The 15,924-nt window shown below is 40.5% G+C and carries 12 protein-coding genes; 10 read left to right on the top strand and 2 right to left on the bottom strand.

What is annotated here, in order from left to right; translation table 11 throughout:
- The first annotated feature begins 37 nt into the window (after positions 1-37).
- From HR060_RS02025 to HR060_RS01980, 10 genes are all read left to right on the top strand, one after another.
- Positions 38-2,179, top strand: coding sequence for a type I secretion system permease/ATPase (locus tag HR060_RS02025; protein ID WP_174198595.1), 2,142 nt, complete (start codon positions 38-40; stop codon positions 2,177-2,179).
- Positions 2,179-3,567: an HlyD family type I secretion periplasmic adaptor subunit gene (locus HR060_RS02020; RefSeq protein ID WP_174198594.1), complete on the top strand. Its 1,389-nt coding sequence runs from the start codon at positions 2,179-2,181 to the stop codon at positions 3,565-3,567. Before HR060_RS02025 ends, HR060_RS02020 begins: the two co-directional genes overlap by 1 nt.
- A gap of 20 nt (positions 3,568-3,587) precedes the next feature.
- Complete coding sequence (locus HR060_RS02015; RefSeq protein ID WP_174198593.1) at positions 3,588-4,907, top strand: TolC family outer membrane protein; 1,320 nt, start codon at positions 3,588-3,590, stop codon at positions 4,905-4,907.
- Positions 4,907-6,046, top strand: coding sequence for an OmpA family protein (locus tag HR060_RS02010; protein ID WP_174198592.1), 1,140 nt, complete (start codon positions 4,907-4,909; stop codon positions 6,044-6,046). The genes HR060_RS02015 and HR060_RS02010 overlap by 1 nt, the downstream gene beginning before the upstream one ends.
- A 43-nt stretch (positions 6,047-6,089) precedes the next feature.
- A complete protein-coding gene (locus HR060_RS02005; protein ID WP_246283050.1) occupies positions 6,090-6,743 on the top strand; it encodes a transglutaminase-like cysteine peptidase in 654 nt (217 codons plus the stop codon).
- A gap of 9 nt (positions 6,744-6,752) precedes the next feature.
- Complete coding sequence (locus tag HR060_RS02000) at positions 6,753-8,693, top strand: bifunctional diguanylate cyclase/phosphodiesterase (RefSeq protein WP_174198591.1); 1,941 nt, start codon at positions 6,753-6,755, stop codon at positions 8,691-8,693.
- A 72-nt stretch (positions 8,694-8,765) separates the two neighbouring features.
- Positions 8,766-9,902, top strand: a complete 1,137-nt coding sequence (locus HR060_RS01995; protein WP_174198590.1) for a MalY/PatB family protein — start codon at positions 8,766-8,768, stop codon at positions 9,900-9,902.
- Between the two features lie 96 nt (positions 9,903-9,998).
- Positions 9,999-10,919 carry a diguanylate cyclase domain-containing protein gene (locus HR060_RS01990; RefSeq protein WP_174198589.1) on the top strand — a complete coding sequence of 307 codons (921 nt, stop codon included), beginning with the start codon at positions 9,999-10,001 and terminating at the stop codon, positions 10,917-10,919.
- A gap of 101 nt (positions 10,920-11,020) precedes the next feature.
- The gene (locus HR060_RS01985) at positions 11,021-11,908 is read left to right on the top strand and encodes an aspartoacylase (protein WP_174198588.1); all 888 of its coding nucleotides are present in this window, start codon (positions 11,021-11,023) and stop codon (positions 11,906-11,908) included.
- 9 nt (positions 11,909-11,917) lie between these two features.
- The gene (locus HR060_RS01980) at positions 11,918-12,292 is read left to right on the top strand and encodes a Crp/Fnr family transcriptional regulator (protein WP_174198587.1); all 375 of its coding nucleotides are present in this window, start codon (positions 11,918-11,920) and stop codon (positions 12,290-12,292) included.
- Between the two features lie 9 nt (positions 12,293-12,301).
- Here the strand turns inward: HR060_RS01980 and HR060_RS01975 are convergent, their stop codons facing one another.
- The gene (locus HR060_RS01975) at positions 12,302-12,613 is read right to left on the bottom strand and encodes a DUF2845 domain-containing protein (RefSeq protein WP_174198586.1); all 312 of its coding nucleotides are present in this window, start codon (positions 12,611-12,613) and stop codon (positions 12,302-12,304) included.
- 169 nt (positions 12,614-12,782) lie between these two features.
- Positions 12,783-15,503 (bottom strand): cellulose-binding domain-containing protein, encoded by a 2,721-nt coding sequence (locus HR060_RS01970; protein ID WP_246283049.1) that lies wholly within the window; start codon positions 15,501-15,503, stop codon positions 12,783-12,785.
- Positions 15,504-15,924 lie beyond the last annotated feature (421 nt).

The following is a 15,924-nucleotide window of genomic DNA, read 5'->3' as shown; positions in this document are numbered from 1 at the left end:
GTGCCCACTTCTTTCATTACTAATAATAATTAATAGAATGCCTAACTCTTTTGCTAATCACCCCTTACATGCTGAGCACCAAGACCATCTGCTAAGTAGCCTGGTCTTCCTTAGTAAGTACTATGGTAAACCCTTCTCTAAACAAGCCTTAAGCTCTGGGTTACCATTGGTTAATGGCACTCTTACTCCACAACTTTTTCCACGTGCAGCTGCGCGTGCAGGTATCTCTGCTAAGTTAGTTAAAAAGTCTTTAGACAGTATTCCAAATCCGCTGTTGCCTTGCGTACTTTTACTGAATGACAATCGAGTCGCTATTTTGCTATCGATAAATGAAGATGAAGCAAAAATTTCATGGGCTGATATTCCAGATAGTGAACATCATATCGAGTTAACTGAACTCGCTGAGTTGTATTCTGGCTATTCCTTTTTAGTCAAACAAAAATATCGCTTTGACGAGCGTAGCCAACAAGTATTGAAAACTAAATCAGGGCATTGGTTCTGGTCGACGCTTAATATCTCATCAGGCATATATCGCGATGCATTAATTGCAGCATTTTTTATCAACCTATTTGCCGTGGCTAGCCCACTGTTTGTGATGAATGTGTACGATAGAGTAGTTCCCAATTTGGCCATGGATACATTGTGGGTGCTTAGTATCGGTATCTTTGTTGTGATGATTTTTGATTTTATCCTCAAAGAGATCAGAGCTCATTTGCTCGATTTGGCTGCAAAAAAATCCGATATTTTATTATCTTCAAAGTTATTTGAAAAAGTACTGAACATCAATATGGCTGCAAGGCCCAAGTCTATTGGTGCTTTTGCAAGAAACATCCAAGATTTTGAGTCAATCCGAGATTTTATAACCTCAGCTACCATTGCCGCTTTTATTGATATTCCATTCTCAATCTTATTTATTGTTGTTATTGCTTTAGTCGCTGGACCACTTGCCCTTGTGCCTGTTACAGCCATTGTCATTATGCTGGGCTATTCGTGGTGGGTTAAAGGGAAAATTAAACACGAAGTTGAAGTGGGTAGCCGTTATTCCGTAGAGAAAAACGCTCACTTAATTGAAACATTATCTGGTATTGAGACATTAAAACTTGCCAATGCTGAGAGTCAGTTTCAACACAAGTGGGAAAAGGTTGTTGCCAATATTGCTCAATGGAACTTATCTGTTAAGAAACTTTCTACATCTGTGAGTTCGGTCACAGGATTTGTCATGCAAATTGCTACCATAATGATCGTCATCGTGGGTGTGTATTTGATCACAGATGGTGAGATGAGTTTAGGTGCGTTAATTGCGGGTGTGATGCTGACAGGACGTGCTTTGGCTCCTTTTTCACAGATGGCCATTCTTGCCACGCGTTACAACCAAGCTGAAATTGCACTTAAATCTCTGGATGAAGTGATGTCTTTGCCAGAAGAGAGTTTAGACCAGTACTTACATCGCCCATATCTGGAAGGCCAAGTTAGCTTTAAGAACGTCTCATTTGCTTATCCTCAAGTTGAACATAACGTGTTAACTGGGATTAATTTAGAGATAAAACCTAAAGAGAAAGTAGCCATTATTGGGCGAATTGGCGCAGGTAAATCAACGTTAGAAAAACTCTTGTTGGGCTTTTATAAGCCTTCAGAGGGGGCGCTGCGCTTAGATGGCATTGATATTAACCAGTTAAGTCCAGTTGATATTAGGCAAAAAGTCGGATGTTTACCGCAAGAAATTAACCTGTTTTATGGGTCGATTCGAGACAATATTACACTAGGTGTACCGCACATTGATGAAGAGTTAGTTGTGCGCGCTGCTAAATTAGCAGGGGTGACGTATTTTACCGATAAAGATCCAGACGGTTTAGATAGACAAGTAGGGGAGCGTGGTGCTTACCTATCGGGTGGGCAACGCCAAGCCGTCGCACTGGCACGCGCGTTATTGTTTAATCCACCCATTATGATTTTAGATGAGCCAACCAGTCATATGGACTCTCAATCTGAAAATCACATTTGTAATGCGCTTGGTGATATTGTGGCTGATAAAACGTTAGTACTTATCACTCATAAGATGTCTATGGTCAGCTTAGTTGATCGTATTGTTGTGATGGATCAGGGGCGTGTAATCGCCGATGGTTCAAAAGCATTTATTTTAGATGCGCTTAAGAGCGGCAAAATTAAGGCGCAGATATAATGAATATTAAAACAACTGAACCAAAAGCAAATCGCCAAGAGCTCGATTTTTTTGATCAACTTGATGGGGTGGTTTTAGAGAAATCACCCAGAGCGTCGAGACATTTATTGTATGCCATTGTTGCTTTTGTTTTTCTTGCTCTGTGTTGGGCTGGCTTTGCTGAAATTGATGAAGTAACGGTTGGTACGGGGAAAGTAATACCGTCGCAACAAATCCAGGTTATTCAAAACTTGGAAGGCGGTATTGTAAAAGAAATTCTCGTTAGAGAAGGCCAGACTGTTAATGTTGGCGAATCATTACTAACGATAGACGATACTCGCTTTTTATCAGACTTTCGAGAGCAAGAAACGCAACGGGGTAGTTTTGCTGCCGCTTCTATTCGATTAAGAGCTGAGCTATCGAGTGTATCCATTTCTACAGAGAAAGGTGATTACTCTGTTGACGCAACTCCGGTTGATTTAGATTTTTCTGATATTGAAAAAATCGCATCAAGCCGGGTGATTGAAAGACAGCGTGCTTATTACATTGAGCGCATTCGAAATTTGATTAATCAACTTGAGATCTTGGATCAACAAGTTAATCAAAAACAAGCTGCTTTTGATGAATTAACATCGAAAGTAGAGCACTTAGCTAACTCGTACAACCTAGTCGATAAAGAGATGAAGTTGACTCGCCCGCTTGCTGAGCGTGGTGTGGTCTCTGAAGTTGAACTTATCAAACTAGAACGTACCGCCAATGAAGTAAAAGGTGAGTTAGCGAGTGCAAGAATTTCACTGCCAAAATTGGCTGCGGAAATGAGCGAAGTGAAGAAAAAACGCCAAGAGGTGGCACTTAAATTTAGAAGTGAAAGCCAAGAAAAACTGGCAGAGGTGGAATCTAAACTTGCCAGTTTAGATGAAGCATTAGTCTCTGTTGAGGATAGGCTTAGAAGGACCACTGTAACTTCGCCGGTTCATGGTAAAATAAAGACGATTAAAGTAACGACCGTTGGTGGTGTCGTTCAACCTGGAATGGATTTGATGGAAATTGTCCCAATTGAGGACAGTTTGTTAATCGAAGCGAAAATCTCACCAAAAGATATCGCGTTTTTAAGACCTGAACTAGATGCCGTTATTAAGTTAACTGCATACGACTTTGCCATTTATGGAGGCTTAAAAGGCAACGTTGAGCACATTAGTGCAGATACAATCCAAGATGAAAAAGATAATAGCTATTACCTGATCCGAGTGCGTACCGAAGATAGCTATTTCGATAAAAATAATGAGAAATTACCTATTATCCCTGGTATGACTGCTTCAGTTGATGTCATCACCGGCAAGAAAACTGTGCTGGACTATTTGTTGAAGCCGATCATCCGTGCCAAGCAAAATGCACTTCGGGAAAAATAAGAAGAATTTGAGAATTTGCCATGAAACTTAAATACATTGCTAGCGCTATGACAGCGCTTGGCTTAGGTTTATCTGTAAACCTAGCCCACGCTAAGTCACTAGAACAAACAGTAGCGACAGCATTCAATACTAACCCTGAATTAAAAGCGGTTTATCACAGATACCGCAGCTCAGAACAAGTATTTAAAGAAGCGAAAGGTGGTTGGTATCCGTCTATTGATCTATCAGCAAGCGTTGGTGTGGGTGAACAAGACTCACAACAAACTCGTGCCAATATTGAAGATGAAGAAATCGAACCAATTAGCTACGGCATTACATTAGAACAATTACTTTTTGATGGTTTTTATACCTCTGAAAATATCAACCGTACTGAACACGAGCTTTCTTCTGAAAAATACTTATTGTTAGACCAAGCTGAAAATACGGCTTTAGAAATTGCTTCAACTTATCTTGAAGTGTTAAAACAAAAGCAATTAGTTGAATTAGCACAAAAAAACCTAGATTCGCATCAAGAAATTTTTGAACAAATTCAGCTTCGTACAGAAAGCGGTTTAGGTACAACTTCCGACCTTTCGCAAATTCGCGGTCGTTTAGCTAGAGCACATGCTAATTTAATCAGCAGCAAAAATAATTACGCTGATACCGTTAACGCATACGTTCGTCTAGTTGGTGAAATGCCAGGAGAGTTAGTATCCCCTGTTGCCGATCAAATTTTATTACCTGCTTCTGAAGGCCAATTATTAGACTTAGCTAAAGACTCTCATCCAACTTTATTGGCGGCATCGTCTGATGTAAGAGCTGCACAAGCGCAACTAGGTCAAAGCGAAAGTGCTTATTTTCCTAAAGTGACACTTGAATTGAGCAATCGCGTAACGGATGACAACAACAACGATAATGTTGAGCGCGATGAATTAAGAGCTGATTTAATCTTTAGCTACAACTTATTCCGTGGTGGACAAGACAAAGCGAAAGAGCTGCAAAGCGCTTATCAAATTGAGCAAGCTAAGGAACTACAGATTTCTGCTATGCGCCAAGTTGTTGAAGGTGCCAAGTTTGCTTGGAATGCTTATCAATTTACAGAAGACCAAATTACACACCTGCAATTACATGTAGAGCAAAGTTACTTAACGCAACAAGCGTATAAAAAGCAATTTGATTTAGGTCGTCGCACGCTGCTTGATTTACTTGATACTGAGAATGAACTGTTCGAAGCGCGTCGTAACTATATCGATGCTGAAGCAAATTATATCGTAGCTAAGTACCGTGTACTTAATTCAATGGGGCGCTTATTAAAAGGTTTACGTATCAACAGCGCTGTTTACTGGCAGGGAATTGAGTAATGAAAAAGCTTAGTCTGATTCTTGCTTCACTTGCTCTGACTGCGTGTTCAAGCCAAGACCAAGTTAAAGAATGGAACACCATAGATAATAAAGAGTACGCCAAATTAGCGGACTTGGATAAAGATGGTGTGATTTTAGCTCGTGATCTGTGTAACTATACGAAAGATGGGCGTCGAGTTGATAATTCAGGTTGTTCTGAAGTCAAAGATCAGCTTTTAAAGCAAGACTACGAAGTTCAATTTGAAGCCGATAGCTATGAATTAGAACACAAAGAGCGCGAGCGCTTTGTGCGTTTTCTTCGCAAATTACCGGCGGACCAAAAGTGGTATTTTAAGCTCGAAGGTATCGCGACGAACGAAGCCGATATTCTTTACGACCAAGTAAAGAGTCAACGCCGCATGGCTTATCTTAAGTCACTGATTGAAAGTCAAAACGTGACTTTAGCTGCGCCTGTTCACTCGAAAGTCTTTATTGATAGCCAAGTTTATGAAGGCGATGGCTTATTAGCGAACCTAGAAGATGCTGATTTAGATTTAGTCCCTAACCATTTAGATAAATGTGATGACACGCCAAGTCATTTTTACGTTGATGAAATGGGCTGTCCTATTTTAGAAGAACGCCATGTGGATTACTCTTTAACTGTGCGTTTTGAACATGATAGTGCAGATATTCAACCTGTTTATCTTGACCGTTTGACTGAGTTAGCTAATTTTATCAATAACTATAACGTTCAGCGTATTGTGGTTAATGGTCATACATCAGCGTTAGGCTCTGATAGTTACAATATGCGTTTAAGTAAGCGTCGAGCTGAATCAATTAAAGCGATGTTAATCAGCGATTACGAAATTGAACCAGCAAAGATTAATACTGTGGCTAAAGGTGAAACTGAGCTGCTGGAACAAGGTGACAGCGAAGAAGTTCACATGTTAAACCGACGTGTAGATATCAGTTTATCTGAAGTCTTAACGATTGAGCGTGTCAGAGAAGTGAATGAAGATGATATCGTGGATGCAAGAAATGTCTTTATTCAGGCTGAATCGACAGAGTCATTAACTGCCGATAAATGGCATATATTTATTATGGATGAGAGACCACAAATAGCCCCTGAAGAAGGGCCACAAAATGTGATTGGTTGGTAGCTCTCTATTAGATTTTGATTGTCTATTATAGGAATAAAAATCGTTGAGGATTTTTTCTTTAATCAGTTTACTGCTGCTGTTGGGTTTGGGTATTGCTCATACCGCCAGTGATAAACTGAATTTAGATAAACTACTTAACTATATGCAGACTACCTATGATGAAAACGCCGTCAAACGCACAAAAGCTTGGCGGCGAATCATAGAACAAAACCACGATAAAGATGAGCTTGAGCAAATCAAGCGAGTAAATCAATTCTTTAACTTTTTTGAGTTCACAACTGATCAGCAGCTTTGGCAGCAAAATGATTACTGGGCAACCCCCATTGAATTTATTGGCGAAAAAGCCGGTGATTGTGAAGACTTTTCTATCGCCAAATACTTCACATTAATTGAGCTGGGAATGCCGGTTGAAAAGCTCAGGCTTACCTATGTTAAAGCGCTGAGTTTAAACCAATTTCACATGGTATTGGCTTATTACCCTAAGCCTTCTGCTATGCCTCTTATCTTAGATAATATCGATGGCGAAATTAAACCTGCCTCGGCGCGAAAAGATCTCGTGCCTGTTTTCTCTTTTAATGCGCAAAAGCTATGGCTGAATAAGCAAAAGGGAAGAGGACAATTGGTTGGGAGTTCGCAACAGCTAGATAGCTGGAGTGACCTGACATCGCGATATCAACTGACAGACTTTTTTGAATAAGGCCCAAACATGACATTATTTAACAAACTTTTAGTGGTCATTTTAATTAGTTTTAGCGCTAACTTAGTTGGTGTTTTATGGCTAGAGTTTGCCAATACTCGACATTACTTGGTCAATCAGTTGGAGTCTGATCTTAACAACACATCAACCTCTTTGAGTATGGCCTTGGCTGAACCGCTCGAGATGGAAGATGAGGTATTGGTGCAATCGACGATTAAAACCTATTTTGATGGTGGCTTTTATGAAGTGATTGCGGTCAGGATGTTAAACCAAGACAAATTAATAAAAGAACAAGTACCTGTTAAGGTATCTGGTGTACCTGATTGGTTTGTAGCATTAGATCTTATAAAAGTACCGAGTGTGAACAATACGATCACCTCTGGTTGGCTGCAGACGGGTGAATTGACAATAAAAGGGCACCCTGGTTTTGCCTACCAACAACTTTGGCGTGCTTTTGTAGATATGTCGAGCTGGCTTGCTTTGCTGTCATCTATTCTCATCTTATTGGCTATTACGGGTATTCGCCGATTACTTAAACCGTTAGAAGCAATCAAAGAAAAAGCGCAAGCCGTTCAAGAGCGCAAATTTGGAGAACCTCTGCCTATTCCTGACACCTTAGAGTTTGCAACGGTTACCGAAGCGATTAATAAGATGACTGCAAAGTTGCAAGAGCAGTTTTCTGAAGAAGCGAGACTTCATAACAAATTAAAGGAACAAGCATTCCAAGATGCGACGACAGGCTTTGGTAATCGAGCTTTTTTCAATCGCCAATTGCTAGCTTGGCTAGAAGAACAAACCGAAGGTTTGGTCATCTTTATTGAAGTATTGGGATTAGATGAGATTAATCACAAGCAAGGTTGGTTAGCTCGAGATGAAGCGGTGAAACAAATTGCTCATCATCTTGAAAATGAGCTTGCTGAGCATACGGGCTCGGTCAAATGTCGTTTATCTGCGCATGAATTTGCCTTGATTGTTAGCAATATAGATAAAGAGCAGGGTCAGGCACTGGTGAGTAAGTTAACTTTACAGCTGCACACCACGTCTTTAAAAGAGTGTTTTGGCCAACAGCGAATTTGTAATATTGGTGCCGTTTACATTACCGAAAAAAGTGACAATTCTAGTGTGTTAGCGCTTGCTGACCACGCAATGCAGTTAGCGAGGCAAGAAACAACACAGTTTAAGTTAATTGAGCAATCGAATGAATCGCGTCACAACTTTGCCCGTTTGGATATTAAAGATGCAGTTGAAAAAGCTATTGATAGCTCGTCTTTAGCTTTTTCAAGGCAACCCGTGAGTTTGATTGATTCTGGGTCAACGTTGCATTTTGAAGCATTTGCCAAGCTTAAATTAGATAATTTGGAACAAGTTCATGCCGGGGCTTTTATCTCTGTACTTGATGAATTTGAGTTAGGCACTTTATTTGACCGTAAAGTCATTGAATTACTTATCGATTATTTACAACATAACCAAGAGCAAGTGTACGCCATTAACTTAACTGCTTCGGCGTTAAAGAATTTAGAGTTTATTGATTGGCTTGTCGCTAAGTTAGAAAGCAACCAAGGTATCGCACCTTATATTGGTTTTGAATTTAGTGAAGAGAGTGTTATTTATAACTTAGAACACATTGAGTATTTATGTCGTCGATTGACCGATATGAATATTCATTTTGGTGTGGATAGAGTAGGGCGAAACTTCTCTTCACTTGCCTACCTGCAATCTATACACCCACAGTACGTTAAAATTGATCATGCTTACACACAAATGGCAATGAACAGTGAAAACGATGCTTACTTTGTTGGTTCATTGTGTACCACGATACACAATTTAGATATCAAAGTGATCGCAACCCGTGTAGAAACAGAAGAACAGCTTGGCTTACTGAAAGATTATCACTTTGATGCTTATCAAGGTTTTATCGCTCGTCCTGAGTCTTTTAGCCTGAAAAATTAGCCGGAGTCTTGCTCTCTTTTCGATGAAAAGTAACAATACTCAGCAATAACTTTTCCATTATTAGGATTAACCATGTCATTTGATTTTGATCGCATTATAGATCGCAAACCCACACATTCTTTTAAGTGGGATAAATACAAAGGTAAAGATATTATCCCTGCTTGGGTAGCTGATACTGAGTTTTCTCCCCCGCAAGACGTGATTGATGCAATCGTTGAGCGAACTCAACACGGTCCTCTGGGATACACGTTACCGTACGAATCGCTTAATCAAGCCACGGTTGATTGGATCAAACGTGAGCACAACTGGGCTATTCAAGCAGACTGGTTAGTTTGGAATCCAGGTGTGGTACCTGCTTTTAATGTGGCAGCAAAAGCATTTTGTGACGCGGGCGATATTATTTTGGTGCAAACACCCAACTACCCGCCGATGTTAAAAGCGCCTGAATTAAATCACTGCGAAATTGGTAAGATCCCAAGTCAGCTTATTAATGGCCGTTACCAATTAGATTTAGATAATCTAGAGCAACAGGCTGCAAACCCTAAAGCTAAATTATTTATTCTTTGTAACCCAATGAATCCTTGTGGTTCGGTTATGACTGAAAGTGAATTAACTAAAATCGCGGATATTTGTGCACGTCACGATGTCATCATTTGCTCTGATGAAATCCACTGTGATTTGATCTTAAACCCTGAAACTAAACACATTCCTATGCCGTTAATTGATGCTGCTAAAGATAATTCTTTTAGCTTAATGGCGGCGAGTAAAACATTTAACATTGCCGGTTTAGGTGTTTCTTTCTCAGTTATTCCAAACCCTAGTTTACGTGCTAAGTTTCGTAACGCAGGTATGGGGATTGTGCCATGGGCGCAGGTCTTAGGCTTAGTAGCAACAGAAGCTGCATTCAAAGGTGGCTTGGCATGGCGTGATGCATTGCTAGATTATTTACGTGGTAACCAAGAATATTTATATCAAGAAATCAATGCTATTGAAGGCATGAGCATGCAAAAATCGGATGCTACTTTCTTGGCGTGGATTGATTGTTCGGGACTCGGTGTAGATGACGTGCAGAAGTTTTGGGAAGATGCTGGGGTTGGACCTTCTCCAGGTCGTGACTTTGGTGAAGAGCAATTTGCCCGCATCAACTTTGGTTGCCCGCGCGGTCAATTAGTCGAAATTGTTGGTCGAATTAAAGCTGCACTAGCTTAATCATCGGGGCCTAGTTACAAAATAGGACTAGGCTTATGGTGGTCAGATCAGTTAATGTAGTTACATGTGTGAAACAAAAGTGTCAGTTAGGTCAAGATGGAAGTATTAGCGGATACCAATTTAGCTAAAGTTTTAGTAGTTGATGATGAAAATTCAAGTCATATAGTATTGGGTGACTTGATTAATCACTTAGCAAAAGTAGTAACGGCCAATTCTGCTAAATCTGCCCTAACTTTACTTGAAGAGTTTACCCCCGATCTCATCTTGCTTGATATTGTCATGCCAGAAATGGACGGCTTTGAACTGATTAAGGTGCTGAAGTCGTCTAAACACTGGTCACAAATTCCTGTTATTTTTGTCACTGCTCGTGATGATATCGATATGCAAGAGCGCGGATTTGAACTGGGTGCATGTGACTACATTGTTAAACCTTTTCACCCCACTATCACCAGAGCGCGTATCCAAACTCAGCTGGATATGGTGCGTCAACGCAAGATGTTGGAGCAATTAGCAAATATCGATGCGCTAACTGAAATTCCCAATCGCAGACAATTACATGATCATTTAGCGGTAGAGTGGGCTAGTGCACAACGCACTAATACTTCTTTTGCACTGGCTTGGGTTGATATTGATTACTTTAAAAAATTCAATGATAGCTACGGCCATGGTGAAGGAGACTTGGTACTCAAACGCGTTGCTCAAGCGCTTAAACAAACCTTAAAACGCCCGCGAGACTGGGTGTGCCGTTACGGTGGTGAGGAATTTGTACTAATCCTTCCTGAAACCGAGCTCGATGGCGCAAATGAGTTGATGAAATCGATTCAACAAAACATTGCAGAGCTGTCGATTGGTCACACAGGTTCGGAAGTGTCACAGCAATTAACTGTCAGTATTGGTTGTTGTGTCCAGCAGCCACACCTACAACACAACCCTGAAGATCTACTATTACAAGCTGATCGTTGCCTATACAAGGCAAAAAGTAACGGTCGGAATCAAAATGTTGTGCAACTTGTTTAAATGTCACTGTCTAAGTTATTGCTGAAAATACTTATTATTAGCAGGGAAGTTCTGCTAAATTAACTAGAGTATTTAAGATTTTTTGTGAGGAGCAGTAATTAGTGGCAATTAAGCAAGTGGCTATCGTCGGTGCTACACATGGCAATGAAATAACAGGCTATTATCTGTTACAGAAATGGCAGCAACAGCCAGAGTTAATTCAAAGAAGCAGCTTTAATACACGTACATTACTGGCTAATCCCAAGGCGGTAGAAATTAATCGCCGTTATGTCGATCAAGATTTAAACCGTCAATTTGCAAGTCATAATTTAGCTGATGAAACCTTAGGTGGATACGAACAAAATCGTGCTAAGGTGATCAATGCCGAGCTTGGTCCAAAAGGGGCATCAAAAACTGATTTAGTTATCGACCTACATACTACGACAAGTAATATGGGGCCGACATTGTTAATGCCACAAGCAGGCCCTTTTTATAATCAATTGGCCGCTTACTTAAAATTGAAAATGCCTTCAGTGACTATATTTCGCGATGAAGATCACAAAGCAAATGAAGAGCATCACCTATTGGCTACGACGGGTCGTTATGGGGTTATTGTTGAAGTTGGCCCTGTACCACAAGCGGTTTTAAGACAAGATATTTTCGAGCAAAGTGAAGAGCTAACATTACATATACTTGATTTTGCTCAAGCTTATAATACTGACTCATTACCTGATTTACCGAAAGAAACAGAAGCATACCGTTTTCTTGAAAGTTTAAAATTGCCTGTTAACGAACAAGGTGAGCGCATTGGTATGGTGCACAAGAATATTCAAGATAGTGACTTTAAAGCGTTGAACCCTGGCGATCCGCTATTTCAGTTGATAACAGGTGAAACGATCTACTATCAGGGTGAAAAAACTGTTTATACGGCTTTTGTAAATGAAGCCGCTTATTATGATAACAATTTAGCGACCTCTTTAATGGAGAAGGTCACCATTACTCTCGATTAGGAGCAATTGATGGACAACGTACGTTCATTAGAAAAAGGAAAAGTCTTATTTAAAGAAGGCGATGACGGTAAAGAAATGTTCGTTATTGGCCGCGGTGAGATTGTCTTGACTAGAGAAGTTGAAGGCAAAGAGGTGGAAGTAGCTAAGCTCGTTGCTGGTGATTTCTTAGGTGAAATGGCGATTTTGACTGAGTCGAAACGCACTTGTACCGCAAAAGCATTAACCGATGTCTCTATCTTAGTTTATGACTATGAGCGCTTTAGCAAACTTATTAAAGAGAACTCTAGTATTGCTATGCGTATGCTAGAAGTACTTTCAAGTCGTTTGAAAAACACCACTAATCAACTTATGGATATGCATAAGGATTACAGCGACCATTATTAATCAGCGCTGTTAATTGATTCTTTTGCCCTGTTCAATCAGGGCAAGCTTGCCTTTTACAATATATAAATGCTTAGCAAAGCCTCTTTTATCTAACTGATAAATCCAAAGCTCTCTTTTACCTGATGGCCAGTAATCTTGCCGATAATCTCTGTCTAGTTTGATTTTTTCATTCGCTTTACCGCATTTATCGATAATTTGATCTTTGCTGGCGCCAAGTTTGATACTGCCTTTACTGCACTGAATTCGATTTGCAGCCTGAGCTGTGCTGATCGTGCTGAGGTACAACCAAACGACAAATAAAATAAAAAACATCTTACACATAATTTAACCCCTGTTTTATATTGTTTTTATTTTAGTCGATGTTTTTCATTTATCTAATGTGATTAGGGAGATAAAAAGGGTGTCGGAAAGGTCTGAAATGATAATTTGCTAACAAAAAAGCCGGCGCTAGGCCGGCTTTTACTTGGGGGTGATTGTTTAACCGTTGAACTTATTTAACACTTAAACCTAGTTTTTCTAGTACTAAGAAGAAGTTCGCTTGACGGTCTTCAACACCATCAACTTCACCACTAATTGGGCAAGTTGAATCTGGACAACCGCGGTTTACAATACCAGAGATATCATCAATGAATTTAGTGCCTTGTAAGCCACCATCAACATACGCCTTTAGCTCTGTTAGGTAGTTCCAATCGGCGTAAGGACCACTTTCAACGTTGTAGCCTTGTACATCGTTAACCCAGTAGAATAAACCGGCAATCCACTTAAGCTCTGGGTGTTCTTCTGATGTACAAATAAGCTGAGGGTTAGAGCAGAAATCAAGGTTTGCATATAAAGGATCGGCAGGTGCTGCCGCAACATTTATACCTTCTTGCACTGTACCCACTGTCGCAGGATCAACATGTGAACGACCTAAGAAATGGTTGAGCGTACCAAAGTTTTGACGACCTGTAGTTTGAATTACACCACGGCCCCACCAGCCACAGCCTTCAACCGACTTACCTGCTGACCCATTGTGAACAAATTGGCCCGCTTGTTGACCAGCATATAATTTACATTGATCGCGTTCCCAACCTGCTTTTGAGGTATCGATACGGTCTGCAGGAGTTGAACACCAGCCACCCATGTAATCCCATTGACCTACAGCTCCGTTAACTAGGATACCTGCTTCTTCAAGCACTGAATCTGGGGCTGCAAATAATGGTGCAGGGGCGCCATACCATTTGGCGTGTGTAGTTGCAGTGACTTCCATCTTAGGAGCACGAGGACACGAATAAGGGTGATCAACGCCAGTGACTGGATTTTCACCATAGCTCGCATAGTCTTGTTGTAACTGACCACAAGAAGCGCTCAATGGATAATCTACAGGGTCACCAGTACTAATTGACCAGTTATTTTCATCGCACGCATCGTAACGTATGGTTTCTTTCATACTTTGTGCAAGGAATGCGGCAATTGCTACTTTGGCGTATTTTGCATTTGTTGCATCATCGGCACCTTCGTCGTAAAGCCAGAATTTGTTACCGGCAATGCCGACATTGTGCATTGAACTCAAACCTTGTAGGAAGTCATTCCACTTATAAACCGTAGATGGTGCATATGAACCCTGAGCCACTTCATATAAAAACGCTTCGTTATTCATAGCTGCTTCAGCTGAAATTAATGCTGAATTTAATGCCGCAATGGATGTTAATTCCAAGCCGGTATCAATAGCGCTACCGTTACCCTCGTGATAAAGCGGAATAGCTGCGTTTGCATAATCAGCAATTTTACTGCTTAAACTTGTATTATCTTGGTCTAATAAAACCGCAAATACATTGTGATGTGCAGCATGGCGGAGTTTGCGTTCAGCCGATGTTGCACCTAAGAAGTAATCTCCTGCTTGAGAAGAAGGTGCTGCTAATAAAGCAGGTGCTTTAACAAAATCAGATACTTGTTTAACAAAGCGCAGTGCATTATCCCACTGATCGGCAGTTAAAGTGGGTGTGCTTGTCGGTTTTGTGAATGCCAAGATATCAGCACTGTGGGTACCTGAATACAAATCAAATTTATACAGTAAATCAGCCGTCGCTTTAGATGCTGAGTTCCAAACACTGCGATAGCCTGAGTGATTATCGTTGGCAAAACTGCCAATTGTTAACTCCCAACCAAATACGGCGTTGGTTGCTAACGTCGACATGATTAAGTTGTAGGCTTGAGCTAAACCTTTGGCATTATTACTTAGCGCATTGATATCTGTGGCACTAATGGCAGTAGTGGCTGCGCTAAGCGCCTCTTTGACTGGAATAACACCAAGTGCTGCACCTTTATCGGCGACTGCAGAATCTAAGATATCACCATTGATAATAATGGTTTTAGTGCCTGCGTTTTGTGCCGCTAGGATAGCTGCTTCGAATGCACTTGTTAATGCGGCTAGATCGGTAACATCTGCAGCAGCAATTGCATCGACGGAAACAGTTGTAGGTGCCGTTGACGGTGTGGCGACAACTACTTGATTAGGCCAGCCTGAAACTTTTAAGCTAATAGGATCATTAGGGTTAGGCATGGATAAAATGGCTGGCGCCCCTTTTTCTGTACCATCACAATTGACTAAGTGTTCCCAGTCATCTGTCGAACCTGGGATAGTATCGGTATAAAATTTAGCGCTGTAAGCAATGTTATCGAATACCATCACATCGCCTTTATTAGCGTAGCTACCTTGTGTCCAATTTGGATAGACATTGAAATCAGCACACAGCTCGCCTACATCGATAATAATATCGGTATCTGTTGCCGTTTCTGTGTCGGTAACCGTTTCCGTTTGAGTCTCGGTTGCTGTGTCTGTAGTTGTTTGAGTCGCTGTGTCCGTTTGAGTTTCGGTGGCGGTTTCAGTAGCTGTTTGCGTATCAGTTTGAGTTTCTGTGGCTGTATCGGTATTAGTAGCTGTATCGGTTGAGGTATCAGTAGCGTTTCCACAATCGTCAACAAAGGCCCATGAACCATCACTTCCTGGTTCTGAACTCGTCCACCAGTTAGCACTATAAACTTTTCCATTGAATTGCATTAAATCACCTGTGTTAGCGTGACTTGGCGTTCCTTGCCAATCAGATTGGGGCCAGTTTGGGTATTCGTTAATGTTTGTACAACCTTGTGCAGCAAATGCTTGACCTGCGCTCAATGAGCCAAGTGCTAATGAAACTGCTGCAACTAATTTACCTCGTTTAAATATAGACATCGCGTTCTCCATTTTTCATTGTCCCAACTACTTATAAAAGGGACATTATTATTTTAGGAATTATCGATTCTCGTACTGCTCATCCTTGGAGATTGGAACTTCGTCATAACAAGTTTGTTAAGTCTGTAAACCATTACAAAGTATTCAAATCTTATTTAAACCTAGACGCAAGAATACATATATACAAAAGTTTTTTAACATTTTTTTAACTTTATTTCTTTTGGTTGCTATTTGAGCGGTCGCTAAATTAATCTTAATTCTTTCAATTGCTTAGCGTTTTTAAGTAATGCAGGTTTGAGTTTCAATTAGGCTAAAGCCAGATAAATTAAGGCTTGTAGCTTAGTTGGTGGTTGAGGTATTTAAATGAGTAAAATGACGATTCAGTAGTACCAATTTTGCTTCGATACTACTGTTGATTAAA

Source organism: Marinifaba aquimaris, from assembly GCF_013328345.1.
Classification (GTDB): Bacteria; Pseudomonadota; Gammaproteobacteria; order Enterobacterales; family Alteromonadaceae; genus Marinifaba; species Marinifaba aquimaris.
The sequence above is the reverse complement of the archived record's forward strand: the minus strand, read 5'-3'. Positions and strand labels throughout refer to the sequence as shown.

Coding starts and splice junctions, on each gene's coding strand:
- HR060_RS02025 (WP_174198595.1), top strand. CDS start 38: ATGCCTAACTCTTTTGCTAATCACCCCTTACATGCTGAGCACCAAGAC.
- HR060_RS02020 (WP_174198594.1), top strand. CDS start 2,179: ATGAATATTAAAACAACTGAACCAAAAGCAAATCGCCAAGAGCTCGAT.
- HR060_RS02015 (WP_174198593.1), top strand. CDS start 3,588: ATGAAACTTAAATACATTGCTAGCGCTATGACAGCGCTTGGCTTAGGT.
- HR060_RS02010 (WP_174198592.1), top strand. CDS start 4,907: ATGAAAAAGCTTAGTCTGATTCTTGCTTCACTTGCTCTGACTGCGTGT.
- HR060_RS02000 (WP_174198591.1), top strand. CDS start 6,753: ATGACATTATTTAACAAACTTTTAGTGGTCATTTTAATTAGTTTTAGC.
- HR060_RS01995 (WP_174198590.1), top strand. CDS start 8,766: ATGTCATTTGATTTTGATCGCATTATAGATCGCAAACCCACACATTCT.
- HR060_RS01990 (WP_174198589.1), top strand. CDS start 9,999: ATGGAAGTATTAGCGGATACCAATTTAGCTAAAGTTTTAGTAGTTGAT.
- HR060_RS01980 (WP_174198587.1), top strand. CDS start 11,918: ATGGACAACGTACGTTCATTAGAAAAAGGAAAAGTCTTATTTAAAGAA.
- HR060_RS01975 (WP_174198586.1), bottom strand. CDS start 12,613: ATGTGTAAGATGTTTTTTATTTTATTTGTCGTTTGGTTGTACCTCAGC.
- HR060_RS01970 (WP_246283049.1), bottom strand. CDS start 15,503: ATGTCTATATTTAAACGAGGTAAATTAGTTGCAGCAGTTTCATTAGCA.